The 26,197-nt window shown below is 68.1% G+C and carries 21 protein-coding genes and 5 pseudogenes; 10 read left to right on the top strand and 16 right to left on the bottom strand.

The features are described 5' to 3' along the window. The first annotated feature begins 444 nt into the window (after nt 1–444). Together NRF20_RS43460 and NRF20_RS43455 are read left to right on the top strand one after the other, a co-directional pair. Nucleotides 445–726 carry a hypothetical protein gene (locus tag NRF20_RS43460; RefSeq protein ID WP_413754332.1) on the top strand — a complete coding sequence of 94 codons (282 nt, stop codon included), beginning with the start codon at nt 445–447 and terminating at the stop codon, nt 724–726. A 144-nt stretch (nt 727–870) separates the two neighbouring features. Beyond that, nucleotides 871–1,929, top strand: a complete 1,059-nt coding sequence (locus NRF20_RS43455) for an IS630 family transposase (protein ID WP_413754502.1) — start codon at nt 871–873, stop codon at nt 1,927–1,929. A 415-nt stretch (nt 1,930–2,344) separates the two neighbouring features. On the opposite strand, the gene NRF20_RS43450 is transcribed toward NRF20_RS43455, so the two are convergent. Then, on the bottom strand, nt 2,345–3,430 hold the full coding sequence (locus tag NRF20_RS43450; RefSeq protein ID WP_398635003.1) for a DUF5937 family protein: 1,086 nt from the start codon (nt 3,428–3,430) through the stop codon (nt 2,345–2,347). Nucleotides 3,431–3,529: 99 nt separating this feature from the next. On the opposite strand from NRF20_RS43450, the gene NRF20_RS43445 reads away from it, so the two are divergent. Further along, complete coding sequence (locus NRF20_RS43445; protein ID WP_398635002.1) at nt 3,530–4,744, top strand: MFS transporter; 1,215 nt, start codon at nt 3,530–3,532, stop codon at nt 4,742–4,744. On the opposite strand, the pseudogene NRF20_RS43440 reads toward NRF20_RS43445, so the two are convergent. Then, nucleotides 4,734–5,223, bottom strand: a pseudogene (locus NRF20_RS43440) (site-specific integrase); the annotation flags it as partial. The gene NRF20_RS43445 and the pseudogene NRF20_RS43440 sit on opposite strands and share 11 nt — an antisense overlap. Before the next feature lie 118 nt (nt 5,224–5,341). After that, on the bottom strand, nt 5,342–5,683 hold the full coding sequence (locus tag NRF20_RS43435) for a MazG nucleotide pyrophosphohydrolase domain-containing protein (protein ID WP_266366470.1): 342 nt from the start codon (nt 5,681–5,683) through the stop codon (nt 5,342–5,344). 254 nt (nt 5,684–5,937) lie between these two features. On the opposite strand from NRF20_RS43435, the gene NRF20_RS43430 reads away from it, so the two are divergent. Further along, nucleotides 5,938–6,159 carry a helicase associated domain-containing protein gene (locus tag NRF20_RS43430; RefSeq protein ID WP_398635001.1) on the top strand — a complete coding sequence of 74 codons (222 nt, stop codon included), beginning with the start codon at nt 5,938–5,940 and terminating at the stop codon, nt 6,157–6,159. Nucleotides 6,160–6,192: 33 nt separating this feature from the next. Here the strand turns inward: NRF20_RS43430 and NRF20_RS43425 are convergent, their stop codons facing one another. The 5 genes and pseudogenes from NRF20_RS43425 to NRF20_RS43405 all read right to left on the bottom strand — a co-directional run. Next, nucleotides 6,193–7,230, bottom strand: a complete 1,038-nt coding sequence (locus NRF20_RS43425; RefSeq protein ID WP_398635000.1) for an FAD-dependent oxidoreductase — start codon at nt 7,228–7,230, stop codon at nt 6,193–6,195. A gap of 55 nt (nt 7,231–7,285) precedes the next feature. Then, complete coding sequence (locus NRF20_RS43420; RefSeq protein WP_398634999.1) at nt 7,286–7,777, bottom strand: TetR/AcrR family transcriptional regulator C-terminal domain-containing protein; 492 nt, start codon at nt 7,775–7,777, stop codon at nt 7,286–7,288. 29 nt (nt 7,778–7,806) lie between these two features. Further along, nucleotides 7,807–8,175, bottom strand: a complete 369-nt coding sequence (locus NRF20_RS43415; protein WP_398634998.1) for a hypothetical protein — start codon at nt 8,173–8,175, stop codon at nt 7,807–7,809. Nucleotides 8,176–8,315: 140 nt separating this feature from the next. Beyond that, nucleotides 8,316–8,756 (bottom strand): hypothetical protein, encoded by a 441-nt coding sequence (locus NRF20_RS43410; protein ID WP_398634997.1) that lies wholly within the window; start codon nt 8,754–8,756, stop codon nt 8,316–8,318. Between the two features lie 98 nt (nt 8,757–8,854). After that, a pseudogene (locus tag NRF20_RS43405) lies at nt 8,855–9,005 on the bottom strand (IS110 family transposase); the annotation flags it as partial. A 163-nt stretch (nt 9,006–9,168) separates the two neighbouring features. On the opposite strand from NRF20_RS43405, the gene NRF20_RS43400 reads away from it, so the two are divergent. Next, nucleotides 9,169–9,924, top strand: coding sequence for a hypothetical protein (locus NRF20_RS43400; RefSeq protein WP_398634996.1), 756 nt, complete (start codon nt 9,169–9,171; stop codon nt 9,922–9,924). Between the two features lie 297 nt (nt 9,925–10,221). Here the strand turns inward: NRF20_RS43400 and NRF20_RS43395 are convergent, their stop codons facing one another. The 4 genes and pseudogenes from NRF20_RS43395 to NRF20_RS43380 form a co-directional block, all read right to left on the bottom strand. Then, nucleotides 10,222–10,410 carry a hypothetical protein gene (locus NRF20_RS43395; RefSeq protein ID WP_398634995.1) on the bottom strand — a complete coding sequence of 63 codons (189 nt, stop codon included), beginning with the start codon at nt 10,408–10,410 and terminating at the stop codon, nt 10,222–10,224. Between the two features lie 183 nt (nt 10,411–10,593). After that, nucleotides 10,594–11,193, bottom strand: a complete 600-nt coding sequence (locus NRF20_RS43390; RefSeq protein ID WP_413754331.1) for an HAAS signaling domain-containing protein — start codon at nt 11,191–11,193, stop codon at nt 10,594–10,596. Then, nucleotides 11,190–11,564, bottom strand: a complete 375-nt coding sequence (locus tag NRF20_RS43385; protein ID WP_413754330.1) for a PadR family transcriptional regulator — start codon at nt 11,562–11,564, stop codon at nt 11,190–11,192. Before NRF20_RS43385 ends, NRF20_RS43390 begins: the two co-directional genes overlap by 4 nt. 959 nt (nt 11,565–12,523) lie before the next feature. Next, nucleotides 12,524–13,525, bottom strand: a pseudogene (locus NRF20_RS43380) (IS481 family transposase); the annotation flags it as partial. Nucleotides 13,526–13,614: 89 nt separating this feature from the next. Here NRF20_RS43380 and NRF20_RS43375 point away from each other — a divergent pair. The 4 genes and pseudogenes from NRF20_RS43375 to NRF20_RS43360 all read left to right on the top strand — a co-directional run. Next, nucleotides 13,615–14,591, top strand: a pseudogene (locus NRF20_RS43375) (IS630 family transposase). A gap of 12 nt (nt 14,592–14,603) precedes the next feature. After that, a protein-coding gene (locus NRF20_RS43370; protein ID WP_413752197.1) for an IS3 family transposase occupies nt 14,604–15,856 on the top strand; the annotation gives its coding sequence in 2 pieces (ribosomal slippage) (nt 14,604–14,886 and nt 14,886–15,856; 1,254 coding nt in all). Between the two features lie 266 nt (nt 15,857–16,122). Further along, entirely contained in the window at nt 16,123–16,986 is an 864-nt protein-coding gene (gene vph, locus NRF20_RS43365) for a viomycin phosphotransferase (protein WP_413754329.1), read from the top strand. 568 nt (nt 16,987–17,554) lie between these two features. After that, nucleotides 17,555–17,671: pseudogene (locus NRF20_RS43360) on the top strand (IS630 family transposase); the annotation flags it as partial. A 21-nt stretch (nt 17,672–17,692) separates the two neighbouring features. Here NRF20_RS43360 and NRF20_RS43355 read toward each other — a convergent pair. Further along, nucleotides 17,693–18,187: a putative immunity protein gene (locus NRF20_RS43355; protein ID WP_398634099.1), complete on the bottom strand. Its 495-nt coding sequence runs from the start codon at nt 18,185–18,187 to the stop codon at nt 17,693–17,695. A gap of 355 nt (nt 18,188–18,542) precedes the next feature. On the opposite strand from NRF20_RS43355, the gene NRF20_RS43350 reads away from it, so the two are divergent. Further along, nucleotides 18,543–19,757, top strand: a complete 1,215-nt coding sequence (locus tag NRF20_RS43350; protein WP_413754328.1) for an IS110 family transposase — start codon at nt 18,543–18,545, stop codon at nt 19,755–19,757. 135 nt (nt 19,758–19,892) lie between these two features. Here the strand turns inward: NRF20_RS43350 and NRF20_RS43345 are convergent, their stop codons facing one another. From NRF20_RS43345 to gyrB, 3 genes are all read right to left on the bottom strand, one after another. Continuing rightward, nucleotides 19,893–20,864, bottom strand: coding sequence for an oxidoreductase (locus tag NRF20_RS43345; RefSeq protein WP_413754327.1), 972 nt, complete (start codon nt 20,862–20,864; stop codon nt 19,893–19,895). A 249-nt stretch (nt 20,865–21,113) separates the two neighbouring features. Beyond that, on the bottom strand, nt 21,114–23,228 hold the full coding sequence (locus tag NRF20_RS43340) for a DNA gyrase/topoisomerase IV subunit B (protein WP_413754326.1): 2,115 nt from the start codon (nt 23,226–23,228) through the stop codon (nt 21,114–21,116). Nucleotides 23,229–23,324: 96 nt separating this feature from the next. Then, on the bottom strand, nt 23,325–25,331 hold the full coding sequence (gene gyrB / locus NRF20_RS43335) for a DNA topoisomerase (ATP-hydrolyzing) subunit B (protein WP_398634126.1): 2,007 nt from the start codon (nt 25,329–25,331) through the stop codon (nt 23,325–23,327). Nucleotides 25,332–26,197 lie beyond the last annotated feature (866 nt).

The following is a 26,197-nucleotide window of genomic DNA, read 5'->3' as shown; positions in this document are numbered from 1 at the left end:
CTCTCGCGGGGAATGTCTCAGGATTGACACGACCGTGCGGCCAGGTGTGTGCAACCCATACGTGCCGTTGAAGTTCGACCACCCGCCTGAAAGACCGGGGCGAAGGGCGCGTCCGGTTGCTTAGAAGTCGTAAGCGGTCGCGAGCCGGATGACGAGTTCCACCTCCCAGCTCCCCCACCGCCCAGACACCCCAGACAGACAGGGCATTCCATCCCCCAGACCTCCGGGTACCTCCCCGGTGATCCGGGGACCTGGGAGGTTGCGTACCGTGAACCTCTCAGCTTCACGCTCGGTCGGTTCCGGCGTCTGCGGTGACGGCCTGGGCGAGGAAGTCGGCGAGCTGCGTTGTGGCGTGCGGGTCGGCCTGGGCAAGCGGGGCGGCAAAGCCAACTGGTCGACGCCAGCGGCCGGGACAAGTTGCGTGAGCGCGGACAGCAGCGCGGCGTGCACGATCACCTTGTCCGGCAGCAGGTCGGCCGCCGCAGTGCGGGCGGCCGGGTCGGCGTAGTGGCCGAGGTGATCGACCAGGGCGTGCGCCAACCACCCGTCGACGACCACGAGCTGCCAGTTGCAGCGCCGCTCAATCTCCGCCTGGACGGCTTCGTCGCCCTCGTGCGGCTCGATGCCGGCGAGTTTCTGCTCCTGGACCAGGCGCTCGATCTCGTCCGCGCGATCGGCCAGTTGCTGGAGTCGGCGCTGCTCGGCTTCCCGGGCTTCAGCGGCTGAGGCTTCGGTGGCGCGCTAGTGGCTTGTCACGCAGCCTTCGGCGGGTAATCGACCTGTTGCTCGTGACCCAGCAGACTGTCTCCAAGACTGATCTTGGAGGTGGTTGTGGGACGTCGACCGAGTGTGTTCGTCCGGCCGGTGAGCATGGAGGAGGGCCGGAAGCTGCAGCGGATCAGCCGGACCGCGAAGGACCCGGTGAAACTCCGCCGGGCGATCGTGGTGCTGATGTCCGCCCAGGGCCAGACGGTCAAGGACATCACCGTGCTGATGCAGGTCAGCGAGGACTACGTACGTGACGTCATCCACGCCTTCAACGAGCAGGGGCTGGATGCGCTGGACCCAAAATGGAGCGGGGGACGCCCAAGGACGATCAGTGACAAGGTGCGCGAGCACATCTGCCTGATCGCCCGGACGTCCCCCGCCGACTGGAAGATCACCGCGTTCTCCACCTGGAGCCTGAGCAAGCTCGCCGACCACCTCATCAAGCAGAAGGTGACAGCGGCCATCAGCAGGGAGACCCTGCGCCGGATCCTTCGCGCCGGCAAGATTTCCTGGAAGACCACCACCACGTGGAAGGCGTCCACCGACCCGGAGTTCATCGCCAAGATGCACCGCATCCTGGAGCTGTACGACACCCCGCCTGCCGACGGACGGGTGATATGCGTCGACGAGTTCGGACCGCTGAACCTGATGCCCCGCAAGGGCAAGGCGTGGGGCCCGGTGAGGCGTCCGCGCAGGCTGCGAGCCACCTACAACCGCTACGGCGGCGTGATGCACATGCTCGCCGCCCTCGATCTGGCCACCGGCAAGCTGTACTACCGCATCCGAAAGCGCAAGCGGTGGCGCGAGTTCCTCGGCCTCCTCAAGGCCCTGCGAGCCCGCTGGCCCGGGGAGAAGCTGTACGTGGTGCTGGACAACTTCTCCCCGCACAAGCACGCCGAGGTGCGGACCTGGGCCGCTGACAACGACGTCGAGCTGGTCTTCCTGCCGACCTACGGGTCCTGGCTGAACTGGATCGAGTCCGAGTTTGCGGCCCTGCGCTACTTCGCACTCAACGGCACCGACCACCGCAGCCACGACGAGCAGAACGCCGCCATCGCCTCCTACGTCCGCTGGCACAACGCCAACGCCGAGCCGAAGACGGCCTTCGCACCCGACTCACCGATCAGATCCTGGACCGAATACCCGGCGAAGGCTGCGTGACAAGCCACTAGTCCTGGACGATGACGTCACCGTCTGGGGCGTACACGCCGCCAGCGGTGGCGAGCAGCTGAGCGATGCGCTCCTACTCCGTGAGCTCTTGGCCCGACTCTCCCCGTTCGTCCGGCACCACATCAATATGCTCGGCCGCTACTCCTTCCAGCTCCCCGACCTGCCCAACGGCCTGCGTCCGCTTCGCGACAAGGACGCGACCGACGAGGAAAGACAGGCCCTGGCCCGCACGGCCGGACAGGATGACCCCGGGGCATGGCCAGGAGGAACGTCCGGCGGTGCAGCCAGTACGCTGCCCGGCTGCCCAAGGGCAGCAGGCGGTCGCGCCGGTACTGCTCGGCGGCCTGCCGAGTCGGACGATGCTGCGAAGGCGGCGGTCGCCCGCGTTCTGGCAGACCGAAGCCACTCAGCGCAGTACGGCCGCCAGCAGGTCGGCGCCCAGCGCCGTCAGATCGGGCAGATTGAGGGTGTAACGGACGTAACGACCGTGCCGCCGGGCCGTGAGCAGGCCCGCGCGGCGCAGGACAGCGAGGTGGCGGGAAACTTCCGGGGGTGAAAGTTCCCAGGCGTGGGCCAGCTCACCGGTGGTGTGCGGGCCGCGGGCCAGGGTGCGCAGCAGCCGCAGCCGTACCGGATGTGTGAGTGCGTCCAGCCGTAGTGTGACCGTTTCCAGCGATACCGGCTCTGATGGACTCGGCTCGGCCACGGGATACTGCACCACCGGCTGCCACCCAGGTGCGTGGACCACCACCAGGTGCGGGCGGCCGAAGACACTGGGGATGAAGGTGACCCCCGTGCCGTGGGCGGCGGTCGCCTTGTCCTGCAGCTTGTCCACGATGATGCAGTCGCCGTCCGGTGCCAGGGTGACTGCGCCGGAGACCGATGCGAGTGCCGCCCCGACGCCCCGGCGCTTCATCAGGTCGTTCTTCAGGCGCAGGTCGGTGGCGAGATGCACGGCGACGCCCGTCCAGGCGGCGTCGAAGAAGGCCTCGGCGCACTGTTCGAGGGTGTGGCGCACCCGCGCCCGCACAGCGGCCGGGTCCGCGAGCAGCCGTTCCGCGAAGGCCTCTTGCACCGCGCCGCGGGCCTGGGCCAGGTTCAGGGCCCGCTCGCGCGCAGTCGCGTCGGTGAGCGGCGACGGCGCAGCGAAGTGGGCCCGGTTACTGCCGCACGTGGTGCCGAGCGCGGCGGTCGCATACGTTTCGTCGTCGATCCGGTCCACGTCGTCCAACTCCTCGGCGAGGGTCGGCCGAGGTCGGGCGGGGAGCAGGAAGTCGGCTTGTGAGGAACGCCAGAGGAACTCCGCCTCCCGCAACCGCTCGGCCAGCTCCGGCCGCAGCCCGGCCCAGACATCCCCGGCCCAGCTGGCGAGCTGCGGATGATGCCCGGGTTCGGCCAGCACGTGCAGCATCGCGGTCAGCTCGGCCAGCGGGGAGGCGGCGAACCGCAGTCGCTCGGACGGCAGGCCGCTTATGTCGATCCTCAACGTCACCCCCTCATCATCACTGACCGGATGGCCGGCGACGGCGTCGGTTGACGGTGTCCGTCAACCGACATACCCAGTCCGGCGGCCGACCGCACCGTTGACGCCATGGCAACCACCACCAAGATCCAGCCCCGCGCCCTCGTCCGTGCCTCCGGAGGCACCCGCTATGCCGTCGCCCTGGCCGTGGACGCGCTCGGCACCGGCCTGCTGCGGCCCTTTCTGCTGCTCTACGGGGTGACGGTGCTGAGGCTGTCCGCGCCGGTCACCGGCATCGCCATGACGGTCGGCATCGTCGTGGGTCTGGTGTGCATGCCCGCAGTGGGCCGATGGCTGGACCGGGGCGCACGCAGCACGGTCGTGGCAGCGTCGATGCTGGTGCGGGTGCTAGGTGTGGCGCTGTTGCTGGCCACCCCGGCGGGGCACGTCTGGCTGTTCGCGACGGCTGCGCTCTTCCTCGGCATCGGCAACCAGGCATGGCCGGCCGCCCACGCAGCTCTCGTGGCCACGGTCGCCCACGGCCGGGAACGCGACGCCGCTCTCGCGGGAGGCCGCGCCCTGCGCAACGCCGGCATGGGCGCGGGCGCGCTCCTCGCCACCGCATGCCTGGCGGGCGGCACCACGGCATTGCAGGCGCTGGCAGCCGTCACCGGGCTCGCCTATCTCACTGCGGCGGCCTTGGCGTGGTCGGTCCACCTACACGCGCATCCGGCCGCTACCCCGGCCAAGGACAGGGACGACGGGCCCGCACTCCGGATGCGCGCGCTGCTGGCCGCCAACGTGGTCTACGCCTTCTGCCTCAACGTCCCCGAAATCGCACTCCCTCTGGTCCTGGTGACACAGTTGCACGCATCCCCGGTGTGGTCGGCAGCCATCTTCGTGGCCAACACGGTGCTGGTGGTCACCCTGCAGGTTCCGGTCACCGTCCTGATGTCCCGCTTCTCCCGGCGGACCGTGCTGGCTCTCGCCGGCGTGGTACTCACCGCGTCCTACCTCGGCTTCCTCGCGGCCACCTCACTGGGACTCGGCTGGGGTGCCCCGGCCATCGCCACGGTGTCCGTGGTCTGCACTACCGGCGAGATCATCTATGCCGGCAGCGCCACCGCGCTCGTCACCGTCCTCGCCCCGGCCCATGTCCTGGGACGCGCCCTCGCCCGCTTCGAGCTCTCCACGGGCTTCGGCCTTGCCGTCTCCCCGGCGGTCATCACCGCTCTCGCACCCCACGGCTCGGCCGCCCTCTGGGGCAGCCTCGCCGCGGCGACGCTCCTCTCCGCCGGCGCCATTGCCACCGAGAAGGATCAAGGAACGCGGCTCAGCGGTTGATGCCGCCGGACGCGAGCAGGCTCGTGGGCTCGGCAATCGCCTCTGGCGACGGTTTGAAGTAGCGGCGGACGTTCTCCGGCTTCTTGTGTCGGGACTTCGCCATCAGCATCAACAGGGACGCGCCCTGCTCGCCGAGGTGGGTCAGCGAGGAGTGGCGGTACTCGTGCAGATCCCAGCCTGTGCCCGGCTCCCGAAGGGCGGTGTGCTTGTCCAGCAGGGCGCGCGCCTGGCCGTAGGAGAGCCGGGCTAGCCCGGTGTCCGGGCATACGTCGCGCGGACTGACGACCTTGCCGGGCCCCGGGCGGCGGTGGGTGACGAACACCGGGCCGCAGGTGCGGCCCTTGAGCAGCCGCAGCAGCAGCCGGGCAGTACCGGCATCCCAGTACACGGTCTCCAGCACGTAGTCCCCACGCACCTGACCACGGCGGCGTTTCTTCGTACAGGCGGCCCTTGGCCTTGACCAGACAGCGACGGTCGGCGAAGAAACCGGGCTGTGATGCTTACACCCTGACAGCCCGTATCAGGATCTGTGTGTGCCCGGGTCCAGGGCGTGGCCATCGGGATCCCTCTCAGGTAGCGGTGTCATTCCGGCCACGGTCACGTGGGCCCGGCATCGCGTCTTCCTCGCGCGGTGATCGACTGGTCGAGCTCGTCCATCGTGCGCAGGAAGGCAGCGTTCAGATCGACGTCGTACCGGTGCGCGAGGATCAGCACGGACCACAGGCAGTCCGCGAGTTCGTGCTGCAGAGCGGCACGGCCGCCCGGCATGTCACGGGCGCCTTCCTGTGCCATGACGATCTTTGCCAGATCGCCGACGTCCCCGACGAAGCCGAGCATGAACTCCTCGCGTGTCCACACCCGGCCACGTTCTCTCAGATTCAGCTCGTCGTAGAGGTCATGAATGTGCAGGGCGCGGCGCTGGAGTTCGTTGAGGTCCATGCCCCAGCCTTTCCCTCTCCGCCCGGTGCAACCTTGGCCCGGATCGCGCTGTCCAGGGTTGCCGTGGTCCGGGTCGGGAGCCAGCCGTGATTGCGGAGGGTCGGGACGCGTACGGTGCACCATCGTGAGCAGTAATCGCGGGGGTGTCGGGTGGAGTCGGGCAGGGGATGCGCGCACACCAGGCAGTGGCCGGGCGGGATGACGGGGGTCAGGCGCTGGAGCAGTAGGCGGACTCGCGGCTGGAGAAGCTGAGCATGGTCTGGAGCCTCGCGGACGAACGCTTCCAGGAGAACCTCGCGGCGGCCCGTGCGTACTTCGAGGAGCACTGGACGCTGTGCGCCCCGCGGACAGCAGCATCGCAAAGGGCGGCCTGGTTCGCAGGCCGCCCTTTGCAGGGCCTGCGCGGCCCACTCCAGCCCGAGCGCCGCCAGCTGCTGGAGTTTGTCTCTATCGCCCCCTCCCCCAGCACCGTGTGATGTCCTGTCGGCCGACGATCGCGATCCGATTGGTCATGCGGCCGCCTCCGTGCGGTAGCTGGTCATCATGTCGACGAGGGCCTGTGGGTTGCCCGGGCCGAAGAGCAGGTCGAGTTCGGCGCCGTCGAGCATGGCGAGGTTGGCACCCTCCCCGGCGAACGGGGACATCAGGTGGGCGGCGTCACCGACGAGGGTGACCCCGGCGACCCTGTCCCAGCGATGGCCGACCGGCAGAGCGTGGATCTTGCGCGGGACGAGCGTGCCGTCGGCGTCGGCGATCACCGCCCGCAGGCTCGGGTGCCAGTCGCTGAAGTTCTCCAGGACCGCCGCTTTGGCGGCAGAGGTGTCGGTGAAGTCGATGCCGTCGAGCCAGGCTTTGGGGGCCTTGACTGCGATGTAGAAGTGCAGGTTGCCATCGGTCTCGCGGTGGGCGAGGAAGCCCTCGCCGTCCTGCAGCGCGAAGAACATGCCCCCACCGACGAGCGCCACAGCCGCCGGGTGGCAGGTGTCGGCGTCGAGGAGGTCGAGTTCGACGAAGGAGATACCCGTGTAGGCGGGCTGGGCGGCGGAGAGCAGCGGGCGGACTTTCGACCAGGCACCGTCCGCGCCGACGAGCAGGTCGGTGGCGACAACTCCACCGTCGGCGAACGTCAGCTCGTGGCGGCCACCGCCGAGCGGGCGGACAGCGGTGACCTTGGTGTGCCAGCGGACGGTGCGCTCGGGCAGTGAGCCGAGCAGCAGGTCGCGCAGCTGACCCCGGTCGACCTCTGGTCGGGTTCCGGTGCCGTCGTCCTGTTCAGCCATGCGGACGCTGGCGTCCTTGCCGACGATGCGCAACTCCTGGCCGCCGAGGTGGATAATGCGGCGGAACTCGTCGATCAGGCCTGCCGCGTTGAGCGCGACCTGGCCGCTCTCCTCGTGGATGTCGAGCATGCCGCCTTGGGGGCGGGCGTGCGCAGAGGCGTCGAGGTCGAAGACGGCCGCCTCGATGCCGTTCACGTGAAGGACGCGGGCGAGGGTGAGGCCGCCGACGCCGACGCCGACGATCGCGATGGGGTGGTGTGCAGACATGGGATACCTCGGGTGGGTGCGTTGGGGTGCGTGAGATGGGTGCGGCGCGTCGGGGTCAGGCGCATGGGGTGTGGCGGATGCCGTTGAGGAGAACGCGGAAGACCCACGCGAGCCGCTCCTGGGGGGTACCGGTGAACAGTTCGGCGCCGAGCGCGGCGAGCCGCGGGTGGGTGGTGGCCGGGGCGTCGCGGACCATGGCCGCGAGCGCGTCCCATTGGCCCTTGGCGTCGTCGGCCTCTCCGCGGGTGGCGTGCTCCGCCGCGGTGGCGGTCGCGGTCTGCAGCAGCACGTCGACGCCCCAGGCCGCCCGGTCGTCCGGTACGCCGCCCTCGTGGAGCAGCGCCAGCAGTGTTTCCAGCAGGGCCAGGTAGTTGCGGCCCGACGGATGAACGGCCAGCGCGGCGCGGGCGAGGGCGGGGTGCTCGAAGTGGACGACGGGCCCCTCCTTGCGGAGTTGGTTGAGCTGCTTGCCGTGCGGATGGCAGAGCCTGTGCCCCACGGCCATGATGGCCTGGCGGGTGCAGGCGAGAACGCCGCAGTCGCCCAAGCCCGGCAGGGCCCGGGCCGCAGGGTCGGTCAGGAACTCCGCCAGCTGGCGGAGGGTGTCCTTCTCAGCGGCGACGTATACGGCGTGCTGCTCGCCGGTCGTGCGGTCCAGGCCGAACCAAGTCGATCGCTCCCGCGCAGGAACGCGCCCGCGTCCGGCCAGGCTGGCGGAACGTGGACCTCTCGCAGGATGTCGATCAGATCCGGGAAGCGGCCCTCGCGGCGGGCCTGGGCGAGGTGGGAGGACAGGTGCCGGTGCATCGAGGGCGTGTGCGGCAGCACGCCTTCGGAGGTGAGCCGGTACATGACCTGGCGCGGTGTGACGCCGCCCTCGTAGCCCTCCACGATCGCCCGGGCCCGGTCCACGACGACGGCCCACTGGATCCGTTCACGCGCCATACCGGTACATGTACCCATCGCGGCGCCGCCAGCCCCGGACTCGAAGCAGACCTCTCTCCTCGGCTATCGCGTGGGAAGGCACCTCATGCGGTTAAGCCGTCAAGCGAAGGGCTTCTCGAGCGCCGGTCGGCAAGGCCCTTTCAGTCGCCGGAGAAGCCCCAGAAGTAGATGTCCTCCGGACTGCCATGAGAGTCGTGCAGGACCGCGCATCTGCCGAACCAACGTCGACTGGCAAGCGGCTCTATGGCCTGCACGTGTGCCCGCGTGAGGCGGTCGGTCCCGGCCATCCGGTAAGCCTCGACAGACTGAACGGGCTGCACGGTGCCAAAGTCAGGATCTTCACCTGGCCGCAACATCCTGTGCATGTCCAGGATCGAGTGTGTTCCCTCTTCCTGAACCTGCTCGTCTTCCCACAGCTGGTCGAGCGTTGACGGTCGCACCCTGGCCTCGTCAGCGTCGTCTTCGTTCCAGGGATCCCAGTAGTAGTCCTGCGCCTCGAAGACTTTCTGCCTCAGGGCATCCAACGCCGCTCCAAGATCCTCCTGGTAAGGAACGTAGTACTCCCACCCCGACGCACCCACGACAGCCCCGCCTCTGCATCCAGTTCCGACAGTGCAGCGGAAGCTAGCAGCAGCCACTGACAAGCCGCCTCGCCAGGTGCACCCCGCGGACCGGGCAATCAGACAGCAGCGCCAGCCGCTGCTGGAAAGGCGCTGTACTCGTCGAAGTGGGTGCGGCTGAGCAGGCAGTGACGGAGCTGTCCCCAGCATCCGGTTGAACAGATGCCGCAGGGCCTGGGCATGCCAGTCCCCACCCTCGCGTCGTCGCCTGGCTGCGTCTGTCACGGCCGAGAGCACTTGTCGTCACTTTTCAAGAGCATTTCGTCATCACGGCGGTATGCGATGTCGCCGAGAAACAGCAGCACCTGGTTGCGACGGGGACCTCTCTGGGGGCAGTGCGGGGTCTGTCGGAGGTAGCTGGCAGTCTGAGCTGGTGCTGATCGATGGATTCGAGAACGACCCTCTCGTCGCTGGGGAGAACCTGCTGGATCTTCCGGGGTTCTGGGCCGCCTACCTGCTGTGGCTGTGCCAGACCGAAGAGGACGATCCGGATCCGGGGTGGTTCGGCGCCGATGAGGCCGACACCGACGCGGCGTACGAGGCCCTGACCGACGAGGAGCGGTGGCCTGCCTTCCCGATCCCGTTCGGCGGCGGCCACACCGCGCTCGTCGTGGGCCGCAACCTCGCCGACGACGCGGGCACGGAGTACTTCATCACCCACCCCGACTGGGACCGCCACGGCTACTTGGCCACCCTCGACGGGCACCAGGCCGGTCCCGGACTGTCGTGGCGAGAGCTGATGCACCTCGCCCACACACCCGCCCCGGACGCCCCTGGAGTCCAAGCCCCGTACGCCCGCCTCCTGCTCCTGCTGCCCGCCCTCGGCGACGAAGATCTGCCCGAAGATGCGGCCGGGCTGCTGAGCCACGCGCTCGTTCGGGCCGGTGTCCCTGCCGAGGAGGCCCCGCGACTGGCACAGGCGCTCCTCACGGACCACCCATTGTGGGAACCGGCCGGGTGGACACTGCCCGGCGAATCTCTCCTCTCCGGCCACCAGGAGCACTTCCCGGGCATCCTCCACTGCGACGAGCCTGGAAGCCCGCGTTGCGGAATCCACCTTGCACAGGGCATCACCCGAGACCAGAGCGACCGCCTGGCCCGCGCACTCGGCACCTGGCCCGCCACATGAACCCACGGCGCGAATCGTCCAGCGCACGAGACAGCCTGGCGCAAGCACCGGGGTGCTCCCAGAACTCGGCAACACAGTTCCTCCCGCTCGTGTACCGCTCTCGACGCTGACGAACAATCGCTGCCGACTTTCAGGCTCTGGCTCAACTTCTGTGGGCCGTACACGCTGAGTGATGGATATGCGACCCGCATGGCCCCGTGAAGTTGCCCGGAAACGACCACTGACTAGCCTTACGTTAGGGCTTCCTGGAACCGCTCGGATGGAATCGCACCCCCGAGCTACCAAGAGGCCCCGCCTTCATGCGCGCACAGCCGGAAGATCACCCGGCCGGGACGCCTGCGCTCTGAGGGTTGTGTCCAGGTCACGCAGGAGCGCCTCGGCCGCTTCAACTCGCCGGTGAATCGCATCGAGCTCGTCTCCCAGGGCGGTCAGCTCCTCCTTGACCACGGCCCGCTGCCGTTCCAGACGGTCAAACACCGACGCCACGACCTCCACCCCTCGGCACGCCTACCTGCGGTGCTCCAGCAAGGGGCAGCCGCGTCTGGCACGGTCGATATACCAATGCCCCAGCTCAGCCCATCCCACCAAAGGAGCTACACCCTATTCGGATTCAGCGATGAGGCGGAGGTGGCCGAAACGTCCTGGTGGACCGGGACGTCGCGGCCGCGTTCAGGCGCGGCGGACCCGCCAGAGCCATGCTGCCGTACTGGCCAGCAGGGCGAGCGTCGCCAGGTTGGCCAGGAGGGCCGGAGCGTCGCCCGCCGGGGCGGCGCTGGACCACATCCAGATGCTGATGGCGACGGTCGGCAGGACGGCGGTGAGCAGAACGCCAGTGGTCTTCTGGACAGAGGTCCAGTGCACTGAGGTGCAGAGAAGTACCGCGCCGATGACGCGGAACAGGGTGCTGCAGAACTGCGCGCCGGGGACGTCGGGGAGGACCGCCGCGAAGAGGAAGGGGAGGGTGAGCATCAGGAGCGGGACCAGGGGGTGCACCTTGCCGCGCCGGGCGGGTGCGCCGACACCGCCCCGGGCCGAGGCCCCGGCGGCCCCGTTCCCCGCCTCCGCCAGTGCCGTCGCCGCGATCGTGCGGGGGTCCCCCAGCTCCGCCAGGACCGCGCCGATCGCGGCGTCGGGGCGTTCGGCGCGCGTCACCTCGATGTGTTCGGCGAGGTCGGCGAGGAGTTCCTGGCGACGGTCGGCGGGGAGTGCGGAGGCCTCGCGCTCGACGGCGTGGAGGTAGTCGCGTACGGGGTCTGCAGAGGTCTTCATGCGGGGTCTCCGGTGGAGGGGTGCGGGGTGGCCAGGAAGGCGTCGACGGCGTTGCGGAAGCCGGGCCAGACGCGGGTGAACTCGTCGAGTGCGGCCCGGCCGCTGTCGGTGAGCGCGTAGTAGCGGCGGGGTGGTCCGGAGGCGGACTCCTGCCAGGTGGTGGTGACCAGGTCGTCGCGGCGGAGCCGGGAGAGCAGGGGGTAGACCGTGCCCTGGCTGGTGGCCAGGGCGCCGGAGTCCTCCAGGGCGTGGAGGAGTTCCACGCCGTAGCGGGGGCGGTCCCGCATCAGGGCGAGTACGCAGTACTCCAGGACGCCTTTGCGCAGCTGGGTGGCTGCCCGGGCCTGCTTGATCGAATCACCTGGTTCCATGCGATGCAAGATACCTGGTGGGGCAAGCGATGGGAAAGCGGGTGGGTGTATTTCCTTTCGGGGGGCTGGCTGAGCTGGGAGGACGTTGATTGGTGTGTGGTCGGCGCCGCCGTGCTTCTGCCGTGGCGGGGTGGAGGTGGGGTGCCATGGTGTCGTTGCCGGAGGAGCTTGAGGCCCGGGAGGCCGCAGCTCGGGTGCGGGTGGAGGAACTCCAGGCCGAAGCAGCAGGGTTGGCCGTCCGGTTGGAGGAGGCCCGGGAGGCACTGTCGCGGTCGGAAATCACGCGACAGACGGTCGCTCAGGTGCTGGCGGATCTTTCGGCGGCGGAGGCCGGGTCGGACGTCGCGGCGGAGGATGCGCCGGAAACGGATACGACGTCGGCGCCTCATGGCATCGGGGTGATGACGGTGCCGCCGTGGCGGGAGGGCCTGGTCATGGCGGTGTTGCCGGATGTGTACCGGGACATCGTAGAGATCGTCGCTGATGCCCCGGGTCCGTTGCAGGCCAAGCAGATCGCGCCTTCTCCGAACTACCGGTTCGGCACTGGAGTGCTCAGTGAGTCAGGAGCGTCCGGGCTCGCGATTGAGTTCGTGGTAGCCGCGAAAGTCGAAGAAGCGCAAACCGTCGATCACTGTTCCAGACAGGATTTCCTGCAGGGTCCATGGATGGGTGGTGTAGTCGTCCGTCGCCACGCCTCCATACTCAAGCAGCATCGCGATCAGTTGATGAACCTCTGCGGTGCCGTCGATCCGCCCGGAGATGTCGATCTGCACCGCCCAACTGGGGCGGTGTCCCACGGCCGCTTCGAGGATGGCCACGTCTTCGGGATCCCAATCGGAGAAGAGCTGGCCAGTCTCCTCGTCATCGATCTCGATATAGAGGTTGCCACCCAGGGTCCACGGCTCGCGCTGCTGGGGCAGGTGCCGATCAAGTGAGGCAATGGTCTCAGCTCGCTCACCCGTGCAGGAGTGCCGAACATTGGTGACACCGCGCTTGAGCCGTGACGCCGGCGGTAGACCGTCAGCTCCGCTGTGCGGCCGGTGGTAGTTGTAGTGGATGTTCCAGACGGTGATCGCTGCCGCGCGGTCGGCCTCGCCGCTGAACTCGCGGGCATACAGGAGCTCTTCGACCAAGATGCGCTGGTAGCGTTCCACTTTTCCGTTGTGTCGAGGCGCGTAGGGTTTGATCTTCTGATGTCGGGTTTGGTTTCCAATGATGCGGGCGAAGTCACCTGAGCGGTGGCAGGCGCCGTTGTCGGTGACGCCGCGGTGGATGTGGGTGATGCCCTGGGCAGCGAACCAGACCTTCGCCCGCGCCAAGAATGCGGCTGCCGCGGCACCCTTCTCGTCAGCGAGCGGCTCGGTGTAGGCCAGCCGGGAGAAGCCGTCGATGGCGGAGTGCAGGTATCCGTATCCGCGCTTCGCTCCTGCTGATTTCGCTCGGCCCGCAGTTTTGGCCTGCTCTGAGTCGCGACCGTGGACACGCCGGCCGCCCCCGTCGGGGATCCGTCCGACCTTCTTTACGTCCAGGTGCACCATGTGCCCTGGCCAGCGAGCGGTGATCTTGCCTGGTTCCCGGTTGCTGTCACCGCAGGGATCGAGGAACCGACGGTGTCCAAGTCCCAGTCTGCTCATGTGCCGGGTGACGGTACGTCGGTTGATCAGGTGACCGAGTTCGGCCAGCTCGTGTGTGATCCGCTGCGCGGACCATTTCTCTTGCCGCCGCCAGGATTCGATCTTCTCGATCACCCACGCCGGTGTCGCACGTGGGCTGCGGTGCGGGGCCGTGGGTCGGTCGAGCAGGCCGAGGTCACCGTGACGGCGCCAGCGTTTGACCCACTTGGAGGCGCACGCCCGCGAGATTCCCATCTCGGCGGCCACGTGCGAGATGGGGCGGGTACGGCAGCGTTCGATGAGCCGCCGCCGACCCTCGACCGTAAGAGGTGCATTACGGTGCGCCATACCTAGTGCTGTGACCGAATAGGTTCGCCGGGTTGGTAGTTGGAGCGGTTGGATGGGCGGTGACGTCCGTTCCGATCGCTGGAGGTGTGGTGGCCGAGCCTGTGCGGGTGCGCAGACTGACCGACCAAGAAGGGCAGAAGCTGCAGCAGATCGTGCGCCGGGGTGGTACCAGCTCGGTGCGCTATCGCCGGGCGATGATGCTGCTGGCGTCCGCCGGCGGAAACCGCGTACCGGTGATCGCCCAGCTGGTCCAGGCCGACGAGGGCACGGTGCGGGAGGTGATCCACCGGTTCAACGAGATCGGCCTGGCCTGCCTGGACCCTCAGTGGGCGGGAGGCCGTCCTCGCCTGCTCACCCCTGACGACGAGGACTTCGTCATCCAGGCGGCCACCACCCGCCCGACCAAACTCGGCCAGCCCTTCACCCGCTGGTCGATCCGCAAACTCGCCGCCTACCTGCGGAAAGTACACGGACGCGTCATCCGCATCGGCCGTGAAGCCTTACGATGCCTGCTGCTGCGCCGCGGCATCACCTTCCAGCGCACCAAGACATGGAAGGAGTCACCCGACCCCGAACGTGACGCCAAGGTCGACCGGATCGAGCAGGTGCTGGAACGCTTCCCGGACCGGGTCTTCGCCTTCGACGAGTTCGGGCCGCTGGGGATCCGGCCCACCGCGGGCTCCTGCTGGGCGAAGCAGGGCAACCCCGGCCGCCTTCCGGCGACCTACCACCGCACCCATGGCGTCACCTACTTCCACGGCTGCTACTCCGTGGGCGACGACCGGCTGTGGGGCGTAAACGGCGCCGCAAGGGCACCGCCAACAGCCTGGCCGCGCCGAAGTCGATCCGCGCCGCCCGGCCCGACGGCGCCCCGATCTACATCGTCCTGGACAACCTCTCCGCTCATACCGGCGCGGACATCCGCCGCTGGGCGAAGAAGAACAAGGTCGAGCTGTGCTTCACCCCGACCTACGCCTCCTGGGCCAACCCGATCGAGGCGCACTTCGGTCCGCTGCGGCAGTTCACCCTGAACCGCCCCGGCTCGAATGGAGACTCGATTTCATGAAAGGATCGAGTCATGGCACGACCTTCCCGTTACCCGCTTGAGCTCCGCCGCCGCGCGGTGCGCATGGTCGCCGAGGTGCGCGACGACTACCCGAACGAGACGGCCGCTCTGCAGGCGGTGACCGAGAAGCTCGGTATCGGGTCCCGCGAAACACTGCGGAACTGGCTGAAGCAGCACGAGATCGACGCAGGCACGCGGCCGGGGACGACGACGGAGGAGTCCGCTCAGCTCAAGGCGTTGAAGAAGGAGAATGCCGAACTCAAGCGGGCGAATGAGATCCTGAAGGCCGCGGCGAGTTTCTTTGCGGCCGAGCTCGACCGGCCACACACACGCTCGTAGCGTTCATCGACGAGCACCGGGACCGCTTCGGCGGCGTCGAGCCGATCTGCAGGACGCTCACCGAGCACGACTGCAAGATCGCCCCTTCAACCTACTACGCCAACAAGAAACGACAGGCCGCTCCGTCAACACGTTCAGTGCGGGACGCGGAGCTCAAGGAGCTGATCAGCCAGGTCCACACCGCCAACTACCGTGTCTACGGGGCCCGGAAGATCTGGCGCGAGCTGAACCGGCAGGGGCATACCGCAGCCCGCTGCACCGTCGAGCGTCTCATGCGCGAACTCGGCATCCAGGGCGCGATCCGCGGCAAACGCGTGATCACCACGCTCCCCGGCGGGCAGGTCGACCGGGCCCCGGACCGCCTCGACCGTGACTTCGTCGCCCAGGCCCCGAACCGGTGCTGGGTGGCGGACTTCACCCACATCAAGACCTGGTCCGGCGTCGTCTATGTCGCGTTCGTCTTGGATACCTTCTCCCGCCGGATCGTCGGCTGGTCGGCCGCCACCGTGAAGGAGACCGTCTTCGTCCTGGACGCCCTGGAGATGGCCATCTGGCAACGTGACCGCGACCAACACCCCATACAGCCAGGTGAGTTGATCCATCACTCGGACGCCGGGTCGCAGTACACGAGTTTCAGGCTCGCCGAGCATCTGGACGCCGCCGACATTGCCGCCTCCATCGGCTCGGTCGGCGATGCCTACGACAATGCCCTGATGGAGAGCGCGATCGGCCTGTACAAAACCGAGTTGATCAAACCCCAGCGGCCCTGGAAGACACTCTCCCAGGTCGAGCTCGCCACCGCCGAGTGGGCCGACTGGTACAACCATCGCCGGCTCCACGGAGAGATAGGGCACATCCCACCCGTCGAGTACGAAACCAACTACTACACGGAACTCACGAAACCCCAGGTCACAACCACAATCTGAGATCTCTACCGAACCCGGGGCGGTTCACCCTGGCCAACTCGCATCACCGCAGCCATCCCGCGCAGACCCGTGCCCTGCACCGCTACCTGCGCTGGCGCAACGCCAGCGCCCGCCATCCCGACGTTCTGGCCGCTCAACGCCGAGAACGGGCCCGTATCCGCAGCGAGAAGGGCATTCGCTGGGGCGGACGCCCGCTCGCCAGCGCGGCCTGACAGCACTTTGTGCACATCGCCTCCTACCCATCGAAGGATCCAGAGGTCACACTCGTGAGCATCCGTACGACGCATCGCGCTCTGCTGAGCCGTCTGCTGCCCAACGATAAACCGGACGACCTTGCAGTACGTCAGGGACAATTCCACATCGTGGTCATTGGCTCGGACCGCGTCGTGTGCCTGCCTCACACCCGGGCAGCGGCCGCCCGGTTGCCCGAGCGGGTGGCCGCCCTACACGCACTCGCAGGCCTCGACCTCGGCTTCCGCACACCTGAGCCGCTGTTCCAGGGCAGCGCCCACGGCGCCGACGAGGTGCCGTTCCTGGTACTCAGTCGCATTCCCGGGGAACCGCTGAAGTCCGACACACTCAACGATGCCCAAGTGGTCGACACCGTGGCGGCCCAGTACGCCACACTGCTGTCCGCTCTGGCCCGCGCCGGCACCGACGAGACGGTACGAGCAGTTCTCCCTCAGGCAGCAGAAAGCCGGTGGCGGCGGTTCGCGGAGAACGTGCGCGCGGAGCTGTTCCAGCTCATGTCCGACAGCGGGCGTCTACGGGCCGAGCGGGAACTCGCAGCACTCGATAGCCTTCCCCACGTCACCCGAGCAGTGGTGCATGGCGACCTCGGTGCCGAAAACGTCCTGTGGGAGTGGACGCACGGCCTGCCGCACCTCTCCGGCGTACTCGACTGGGACGATGTCACACTCAGCGACCCGGCCGAGGACCTCGCAGCCATCGGTGCCAGCTACGGCCGTGAGCTCCTGGAGCGGGTGCTCGCCCTGGGCAGCTGGTCAAACCACGGGCTCCTTACCCGCATCGCCGCGATCCGCGGCACGTTCGCTCTGCAGCAAGCCCTCTACGCCATCCGCGACGGCGACGAAGAAGAACTCGCGGACGGCCTGGCCGACTACCGCTGAAGCACACGAGCACATCCGCTTCATCGAGCACTTCACATCAACAGCAACCGGGCGAACCTATTCGGTCACAGCACTAGCGAGCATCGTTGCAGCGGCCAAAAAACCGAACCCCTAAATTCATGTCATGGATCTTTATTTCACTAGAAATAGGCGGGGCTCATTGCGCGTATGGGCCGGCCGACGGTCGAGGTGGTTCTGACCGGTGAGGAGCGAGAGACTCTGCTGCAATGGCCGCGGCGGGCAACATCTGCACAGGCTCTGGCCTTGAGATGCCGAATCGTGCTCGCGTGCACCGAGGTGGTTCGAACACCGCGGTGGGAGGGCGGAACTTGGGGTCCGTCCGGTCACCGAGGGCCAAGTGGCGTAAGGGCTTCGCGGCCGACCGGCTCCAGGGTCTGTCCGACGAGCCGCGCGTTCACTACTCGAGGAACCGCGCCGTCCTTGGTGGGTTCCGGCCAGTAGGCGACATGGCTTGCCTGGTCACGTTTCTGCCGCTCGCTGTCCTCTTGTGATTGGTGGAGTCGGTCGCGGACATCGTGTCCGCCGCAGTACGCGGTCCAGGCCTGTACAGGGCCTGCACGCCTACCTGCGCTGGCGCAAAGCCAACGCCCGCCACCCCGAACTCCTCGCCGCCCAGCAGAAGGAACGGGCCCGCATCCGCAGCGAGAAGGGTATCCGCTGGGGGCGGACCCATGCGGTCATGGCACTAGAAGTCCTCGTCCTTCCTGACAGTGACGAAAATGCCGGTCCGGCGTGTTTCGATGACCACTCGCCTAAGGAACTCTTGTTCGAGGTCTTCAGGGAGCTGCTGCGCCTGCCACTCGCGTTCTGTGGTCGCGAGAGTTTCGGCCTGCTCGCGATCTGTTGCCGCAAGAGATTTCAGTGCGTAGTAGGAGCCGCCGAAGGCATGTTGTGGCACGTGCGCCGTCGCTACCGCTTGCCCTGCGGCACGGGCGGCGAAGCAGGCCGCGTCGTCAGCCGCTTTAACCGCCCGCGCCGCTGCGTGAGCGTCGAGGGAAGCTCGGCGGATGTCCGCCATCCGAAAGACGCCAGTTTCGACCCATTTGCGACAGGCTTCTACGGCCTTTCGAGGCCGTTCATCCTCCGGGTGTACCCGCTCGAAGAACGGGAGCACGCGCTCGGCACAATCTGCGGCCCACGCGGCCATCTTGCGCTGATCTTCCCTGCTATAGCTCTTCACCACCCCGACCATACGACGGCGGAGCTCACCGCAGTACCTCACACCGTAGCCCGACCACCCCAGCGAACCTTCCCGGTCACAGCACTAGCCCCCCCGTTATCTTTTTCGCGGTCCTGCAATGGGGCCGTTGGCCTCCGGGCCCGGTATGACTGTGTCCCCTCTGTCGAAGCGATGACCTGGGGGGTGGTGTCGCCGGGTCCGTGGGGTGCCGTCGGAGACGCTGATGAGAGGTCCGGCCACCGCCTGGCCCGGTGCAATGCCGGGCAGCTCGCGGGCGGCAGGTCTGCATAACGTGGATGCGCGAGCACGGTGCCACCGCCGAGGCCGGCAAGGTCAACCACTTGGGAGGGGTGCGATGTTCGACACCGGCGATGTGGGCGTCTTCCTGGGCATGGACGTCGGCAAGAGTGCCCATCACGGCCACGGGCTGACCCCGGCCGGGAAGAAGGTCTTCGACAAGCCGATGCCCAACAGCGAACCGAAACTGAGGGCCGTCCTCGACAAGCTGACCGCGAAGTTCGGCACCGTGCTGGTGATCGTCGACCAGCCCGCATCGATCGGTGCTCTGCCCCTGACCGTCGCCCGGGACGCGGGCTGCCAGGTCGCCTACCTGCCCGGACTCGCGATGCGGCGGATCGCCGATCTGTATCCCGGCGAGGCGAAGACCGACGCGAAGGACGCGGCGGTGATCGCGGACGCCGCCCGGACGATGCCCCACACCCTGCGCTCGCTGGAGCTGACCGACGAGATCACCGCCGAGCTCACCGTCCTGACCGGCTTCGACCAGGACCTCGCCGCGGAAGCCACCCGCACCAGCAACCGGATACGCGGCCTGCTCACCCAGTTCCACCCCAGCCTCGAGCGCGTCCTGGGCCCACGACTGGACCACCGGGCCGTCACCTGGCTCCTCGAACGATACGGATCCCCGGCCGCCCTGAGGAAAGCCGGCCGCCGCAGACTCGTCGAACTCATCCGGCCCAAGGCCCCGCGGATGGCACAGTGGCTGATCGACGACATCTTCGACGCCCTCGACGAACAGACCGTCATCGTTCCCGGCACGGGCACCCTCGACATCGTGATCCCGTCCCTGGCCGCCTCGCTCGCAGCGGTCCACGACCAGCGCAGAGCGCTCGAAGCCCAGATCACCACCCTGTTGGAGGCCCACCCTCTTCACCCGGTCCTGACCTCGATGCCCGGAGTCGGAGTCAGGACCGCCGCCGTCCTGCTGGTCACGGTCGGCGACGGCACCGGGTTTCCCAGCGCAGCCCACCTCGCCTCCTACGCCGGCCTCGCCCCCACAACCAAGTCGTCCGGGACCTCGATCCACGGCGAACACGCACCACGAGGAGGAAACCGGCAGCTCAAACGCGCGATGTTCCTCTCCGCCTTCGCCTGCATGAACGCAGACCCCGCCTCCCGCACCTACTACGACCGCCAGCGCGCCCGCGGCAAGACCCACACCCAAGCACTCCTCCGCCTCGCCCGCCAACGCATCAGCGTCCTGTTCGCCATGCTCCGCGACGGCACCTTCTACGAGTCCAAAGCCCCCACCGCCATCCTGGCCGCATAACCACCCCAAAAACCCGCACACCCGGCACCACGTCCTTGACGAAGGACATAGAGGCACCCCCCCCGCCTCCGGCAGTAGCGGATCCCGTGCTGTATGCCGGGGCGGCGCGCAGCACGACGCATGCGGAGCGCGGGTTCATCGGGTGATCGGGGTGGCACCGGTCGCCGCGAGGGACAGGTCCCAGAGCCGTGCGGCGGCGTCGGGAGCGATGGCGTACGCGCGGACGCCGCCGTCGTCCATGGGCTGCCCAGAGGTGGAGATGCGTGCGACGTCGCAGTCCTCAAGGTAGAGGCCGCCGCGGCCGTCGAGGAGGGGCGACGTAGCTGCCCACAGGCCAGTGGCGGCGCCCTGGGAGGGGGTCTTGAAGTCGGCGCCGACCACGTTGCCGCGCTCGTCCACCCATCCGCGGTCTATCTGCTCCTGAAGCGCCATCTCCCGCTGGAGACCGGTGATGATCTTGCCGGGGTGGAGAGCGAACGCCCGGACACCGTCGTCGCGCCCGAGGGCGTCGAGATGCACGGTGAACAGGACGTTGGCGGTCTTGGCCTGGCCGTAGGCCAGCCACTTGTCGTAGCCGGTGTGAAAGTGCGGGTCGTGCCAGCGGATATCGGTCAGGGTGTGTCCGGCGGAGCTGTTGACGACGACGCGCGCGCCGTCTGCGGCGGCCAGGAGCGGGTAGAGCTCGGAGGCGAGTGCGAAGTGTCCGAAGTGGTTGGAGGCGAGCTGGCCTTCCCAGCCGGGCCCGACGCGCCGCTCCGGGGTGGCCATGACGCCGGCGATGGCCATCAGGAGGTCGAGCCGGTCGAGCCGGTCACTGATCTGTGCGGCAGCGGCGCGAACGCTGTCGAGGTCGGCCAGGTCCATGGCGATGACCTCCCAGCCCTCCACGAGCTGGAGAGCGGCACGGGCGATGTCGGGGCGGCGTGCCGGAACCATGACGTGGGCCCCGGCAGCCGCCAGGCCCCGGACGGTCTCCAGCCCGAGTCCGGAGTAGTCCCCGGTCACCACGGCGGTCATACCGGAAAGGGCGCGGTCGGCCATGACGTCCTCGGCGGTGGTGGAGGCTGAGAAGGGCGAGCCGAGCGGCTGCTGATCAGTAGTGGTCATGCCGCTGACGCTACGATCTAGAGCAAGGTCTAGATCAAGTCCAAGATCAAGGGTGAGGGCCCGTTCTCCACCGCCCACAGACCGGCCGGCTGATACGAACAGCCCCTGCCCACCCCGCCCGCAAGGGCCCGACCGGAACCGAACCGTGGAAATGCTGGGCAGACCAGCGGACACAACCTGCCCTCACCCGGCCACCCGACCCCAAGCCGATCAAAAGACCACTCTCAAACCACCTCGGTGGATCAAGGCTTAGGCGTCGATCCGGGAGCGGTCCAGGGTGGCGGCGGAGCTGGTGATGAACTCCTTGCGCGGGGCCACCTCGTTGCCCATGAGCAGGTCGAAGACCGACTCGGCCGAGTCCAGGTCGCCGATGTTGATCCGGCGCAGGGTGCGGAAGCGGGGGTCCATGGTGGTCTCCGCCAGCTGGTCCGCGTCCATCTCGCCGAGGCCCTTGTAGCGCTGGATCGAGTCCTTGTAGCGGATGTTCTTGCGCTGGTACTCCAGCAGGGTCTGGCGCAGCTCGTTGTCCGAGTACGTGTAGACGTACTTGTCCTGGCCCTTCTTCGGCTGGACGAGCTCGATCCGGTGCAGCGGCGGCACGGCGGCGAAGACCCGGCCCGCCTCGACCATCGGGCGCATGTAGCGCTGGAACAGCGTGAGCAGCAGGCAGCGGATGTGCGCGCCGTCCACATCGGCGTCGACGAGCAGGACGATCTTGCCGTAGCGGGCGGCGTCGATGTCGAAGGTCCGGCCCGATCCGGCTCCTATGACCTGGATGATCGCCCCGCACTCGGCGTTCTTGAGCATGTCCGAGACCGAGGACTTCTGGACGTTGAGGATCTTGCCGCGGATGGGCAGCAGCGCCTGGAACTCGGAATTGCGCGCGAGCTTGGCGGTACCGAGCGCCGAGTCGCCCTCGACGATGAAGAGCTCGCTGCGCTCCACGTCGTCGCTGCGGCAGTCGGCCAGCTTCGCGGGCAGCGAGGAGGACTCCAGCGCGGTCTTGCGGCGCTGCGCCTCCTTGTGCTGCCGGGCCGCGATCCGGGTCCGGGCGGCCGCGACGATCTTCTCCATCACGGCGCGGGCCTGCTGCTTGTCGTCCCGCTTGGTGGAGGTCAGGAAGGCCTTGAGCTCCTTGGCGACGACGGCCGCGACGATCCGGGTGGCCGCCGAGGTGCCGAGGACCTCCTTGGTCTGGCCCTCGAACTGCGGCTCGGCGAGGCGGACGGTGACGACCGCCGTCATGCCCTCCATCGCGTCGTCCTTGACTACGTCGTCCTCGGCCACGCGCAGCAGCTTCGCGGAGCGCAGGACCTCGTTCACGGTCTTGGTGACCGAGCGCTCGAAGCCGGAGATGTGGGTGCCGCCCTTGGGGGTGGCGATGATGTTCACGAACGATTTCACGTTCGTCTCGTAGCCCGTGCCCCAGCGCAGGGCGATGTCCACGCCGAGCTCGCGGGTGACCTCGGTGGGGGTCATGTGGCCGCGGTCGTCGAGGACCGGGACGGTCTCCTTGAAGGTACCCGTGCCGGTCAGGCGCAGGACGTCGCAGGCGGCCTTGTCCTGGGCGAGGTACTCGCAGAACTCGCTGATGCCCCCCTCGAAGCGGAAGGTCTCCTCGGTCTTGCCGGCCCCTTCGAGGGCGCGCTCGTCGCGGACGACGATGGTCAGGCCGGGGACGAGGAAGGCCGTCTGGCGGGCACGCTGGTAGAGCGTGTCCAGCGTGAGCTTGGCGTCCTTGAGGAAGATCTGCCGATCTGCCCAGTACCGGGTGCGGTTGCCCGTCCCGTTGGCGTTGCGGCTCTTGGCCCTGCGCTTGCGCAAGCCCCCGCCGGGCATGAACTCGGCGTCCGCGCCGGTGCCCGCGTAGTGGCCTGGCACGCCGCGGCGGAAGCCGATCGCGTAGGTGTGGCCGGCCCGGTCGACCTCGACATCGAGGCGGGCCGAGAGGGCGTTGACCACGGAGGCGCCGACGCCGTGCAGACCGCCGGAGGCCGCGTACGACCCTCCGCCGAACTTGCCGCCCGCGTGCAGCTTGGTCATGACGACCTCGACCCCGGAGAGGCCGGTCTTGGGCTCGACGTCCACGGGGATGCCGCGGCCGTTGTCACGGACCTCCACGGAGGAGTCCTCGTGGAGGATCACCTCGATGTGGTCGCAGTACCCGCCCAGGGCCTCATCGACGGAATTGTCGACGATCTCCCACAGGCAGTGCATCAGGCCCCGGCTGTCGGTGGACCCGATATACATGCCCGGTCGCTTGCGGACGGCCTCCAGCCCTTCGAGGACGAGCAGGTGCCGCGCGGTGTAGTCGGAGCCGTCGTCGGCCGGGGTGCGGGGACGGGCGGAAGGCGGGGTGCTCACGCGTTCGCTCCAGGTACGGAAGAAGAGAGGAAAGGGGGCGGACGGGGCTCGCGCGGGTGCGGGCCCCGTGTCCGGGAGGGTGTAGCCGTCGCCGGCTCAGATGTCGAGGAAGCGGACGTCCTTGGCGTTGCGCTGGATGAAGGAGCGCCGTGCTTCAACGTCCTCACCCATCAGCACCGAGAACAGGTCGTCGGCCTGCGCGGCGTCGTCCAGGGTGACCTGGCCGAGCACGCGGTGGTCCACGTCCATGGTGGTGATGCGCAGTTCCTCGGCGTTCATCTCGCCCAGACCCTTGAAGCGCTGGATCGAGTCTTCTTTGATCCGCTTGCCCTGCCCCTTGCCGAGCTCGACCAGGGCGTCGCGCTCGCGGTCGGAGTACGCGTACTCGAAGTCGTCGCGGCCCCACTTGATCTTGTAGAGCGGCGGGCGCGAGAGGTACACGTGCCCGGCCTCGACCAGCGGCCGCATGAAGCGGAACAGGAAGGTCAGCAGCAGAGTGTTGATGTGCTGGCCGTCGACGTCGGCGTCCGCCATCAGGATGATCTTGTGATAGCGCAGCTTCTCGATGTCGAAGTCCTCGTGGACACCGGTGCCGAAGGCGCTGATCAGCGCCTGGACCTCGGTGTTCTGCAGGATCTTGTCGATGCGCGCCTTCTCGACGTTCAGGATCTTGCCGCGGATGGGCAGAATGGCCTGGTCCATCGGGTTCCGGCCGGACTTCGCCGAGCCGCCAGCCGAGTCGCCCTCGACGATGAAGATCTCGCACTTGGTCGGGTCGTTCGACTGGCAGTCCGACAGCTTGCCCGGCAGCGAGGCGCTCTCCAGCAAACCCTTGCGACGCGTCAGGTCACGGGCCTTGCGGGCCGCAGCGCGCGCCGTGGCCGCCTGGATCGACTTGCGGATGATGTCCGCCGCCTCGTTCGGATTGCGGTCGAACCAGTCGTTGAGGTGCTCGTGCACGACCTTCTGCACGAAGGTCTTCGCCTCCGTGTTGCCCAGCTTGGTCTTGGTCTGGCCCTCGAACTGCGGCTCGCCCAGCTTCACCGAGATGATCGCCGTCAGACCCTCGCGGATGTCCTCGCCCGCGAGATTGTCATCCTTCTCCCGGAGGAACTTCTTCTCACGCGCGTAGCGGTTGACCAGACCCGTCATCGCCGCGCGGAAGCCTTCTTCGTGGGTACCGCCCTCGTGCGTGTGGATCGTGTTCGCGAAGGAGTACACGCTGTCGGAGAACTGGCTGTTCCACTGCATCGCAACTTCCACCGACAGCAGGCGCTCGGTGTCCTCCGTCTCCAGGGAGATGACCGAGGGGTGCACCGGCTCGCCCTTGCGCGCGTTGAGGTACTTCACGAAGTCGACGATGCCGCCCTCGTAGAAGTAGGTGACCGTCCGCGCGGCCGGTTCCACCGCGTCCGCGTTCGGGTCGTCGGCGCCAACGGTGGCCCTCGCGGACTCGCGCTCGTCCGTCAGTGAGAGGGTCAGGCCCTTGTTAAGGAAGGCCATTTCCTGGAAGCGCCGGGACAGCGTCTCGAAGGAGTACTCGGTCGTCTCGAAGATGTCGCCGTCGGCCCAGAACGCCAGCGAGGTTCCGGTCTCGGCGACCTCCTCGTGCTGCTTGAGCGCTGTGGTCGGCACACCCTTCTCGTAGTCCTGGCTCCAGCGGTGCCCGCCGTAGCGCACCTCCGCCTCCACCCGCGTGGACAGCGCGTTGACCACCGACATGCCGACCCCGTGCAGACCGCCGGAGACGGCGTAGCCGCCGCCGCCGAACTTGCCGCCCGCGTGCAGCACCGTCAGCACGACCTCCAGCGCCGGCTTCCCCTGGGAGGGGACGATGTCGACCGGGATGCCTCGGCCGTTGTCGACGACGCGGATGCCGCCGTCGGCCAGGATCGTCACGTCGATGCGGTCCGCGTGCCCGGCCAAAGCCTCGTCGACCGAGTTGTCGACGATCTCGTAGACCAGGTGGTGCAGGCCCCGCTCGCCGGTGGAGCCGATGTACATGCCGGGCCGCTTGCGGACAGCTTCCAGGCCCTCCAGGACCTGGATGTCACCACCGGTGTAGGACGCGTCCCCCACGTCGCCCGTGGTGGGCGCGGGCACGGCGACGTCGGCCGGAAGGTCGGAGGGAATGCCGGGATCGGTCACAGGGGCGCTCTCTTTTCTGGCACGACAAACCGCGCTCCCACCGGTGAGGCGGGAGCGGGTTGGCGTCGGACGGAGGGGTCGGCGACAGGGCCCAACCGGCTGGCCAGGCCCTGTTCCGCAAGGTTCACCATAGAACCCGAGGACTAGGTTTAGCATACCCGAAACGACCAACCTTTATAGGGCCACAAGCCCTCTGAGCGCCCCCGTGGTGGCCGATAGACCGCCGGAACGATCCCCCCCACCTGTAGCGCATTAGAGTCGCCCAGATCACCCCGTGTGGATTCTTCACCTGATGTAGCGGTCCGCTGAAAAAAGGGACCTGGGCCCGGCCCGAAATTGCCCCGTAAAGCCCCTCCAATCGGTCTGCGGAGACACGAGGCCCCCGTCTCTAGGTCATGTACGCGCCGTCCCCGTGCGGAGGCGCCCACAGCGCGCTGCCGAGGGTCGTCGGCCCCGGGACTCCCTTGCCGGAGCAGGTCCGCCGGACGGACACAAAAGTGCCCGCCTGGCGCCCCCCAGAGCGTCGCTGCGGCAACGAACTCATCCTCGACGGCAGACCGACGGTCCCACCGGACCGCTCCTCGACCGCAATGACAACGCCCGGGTGCCGCAGGGGAAAGGGGCTCGGAATGAGGCCAGCCCGCCGACCCGTCGATGTCAGCCTCGCTGGTTGAGCACGCGGGTCAGGTCACGGTTGGCGGCGACGGGCGGCGTCGAGTTCGGCCTGCCGCTCCTCCAGAACCCGGGTCAACTCGACGTTGCGCTGTTCGAGTCCCGTGAGACGTCTTGTCAGCTCGGCGACGTCGGCGGCCGCCCCGAGC

Source organism: Streptomyces sp. R-74717 (assembly GCF_047305335.1).
Lineage (GTDB): Bacteria > Actinomycetota > Actinomycetes > Streptomycetales > Streptomycetaceae > Streptomyces > Streptomyces atratus.
This window is presented reverse-complemented; position numbering and strand designations above follow the sequence as displayed.

Coding starts and splice junctions, on each gene's coding strand:
- NRF20_RS43445 (WP_398635002.1), top strand. CDS start 3,530: ATGGCAACCACCACCAAGATCCAGCCCCGCGCCCTCGTCCGTGCCTCC.
- NRF20_RS43435 (WP_266366470.1), bottom strand. CDS start 5,683: ATGGACCTCAACGAACTCCAGCGCCGCGCCCTGCACATTCATGACCTC.
- NRF20_RS43390 (WP_413754331.1), bottom strand. CDS start 11,193: ATGAAGACCTCTGCAGACCCCGTACGCGACTACCTCCACGCCGTCGAG.
- NRF20_RS43455 (WP_413754502.1), top strand. CDS start 871: ATGGAGGAGGGCCGGAAGCTGCAGCGGATCAGCCGGACCGCGAAGGAC.
- NRF20_RS43345 (WP_413754327.1), bottom strand. CDS start 20,864: ATGACCACTACTGATCAGCAGCCGCTCGGCTCGCCCTTCTCAGCCTCC.
- NRF20_RS43415 (WP_398634998.1), bottom strand. CDS start 8,175: ATGGCGCGTGAACGGATCCAGTGGGCCGTCGTCGTGGACCGGGCCCGG.
- NRF20_RS43385 (WP_413754330.1), bottom strand. CDS start 11,564: ATGGAACCAGGTGATTCGATCAAGCAGGCCCGGGCAGCCACCCAGCTG.
- NRF20_RS43430 (WP_398635001.1), top strand. CDS start 5,938: ATGGTCTGGAGCCTCGCGGACGAACGCTTCCAGGAGAACCTCGCGGCG.
- NRF20_RS43425 (WP_398635000.1), bottom strand. CDS start 7,230: ATGTCTGCACACCACCCCATCGCGATCGTCGGCGTCGGCGTCGGCGGC.
- NRF20_RS43350 (WP_413754328.1), top strand. CDS start 18,543: ATGTTCGACACCGGCGATGTGGGCGTCTTCCTGGGCATGGACGTCGGC.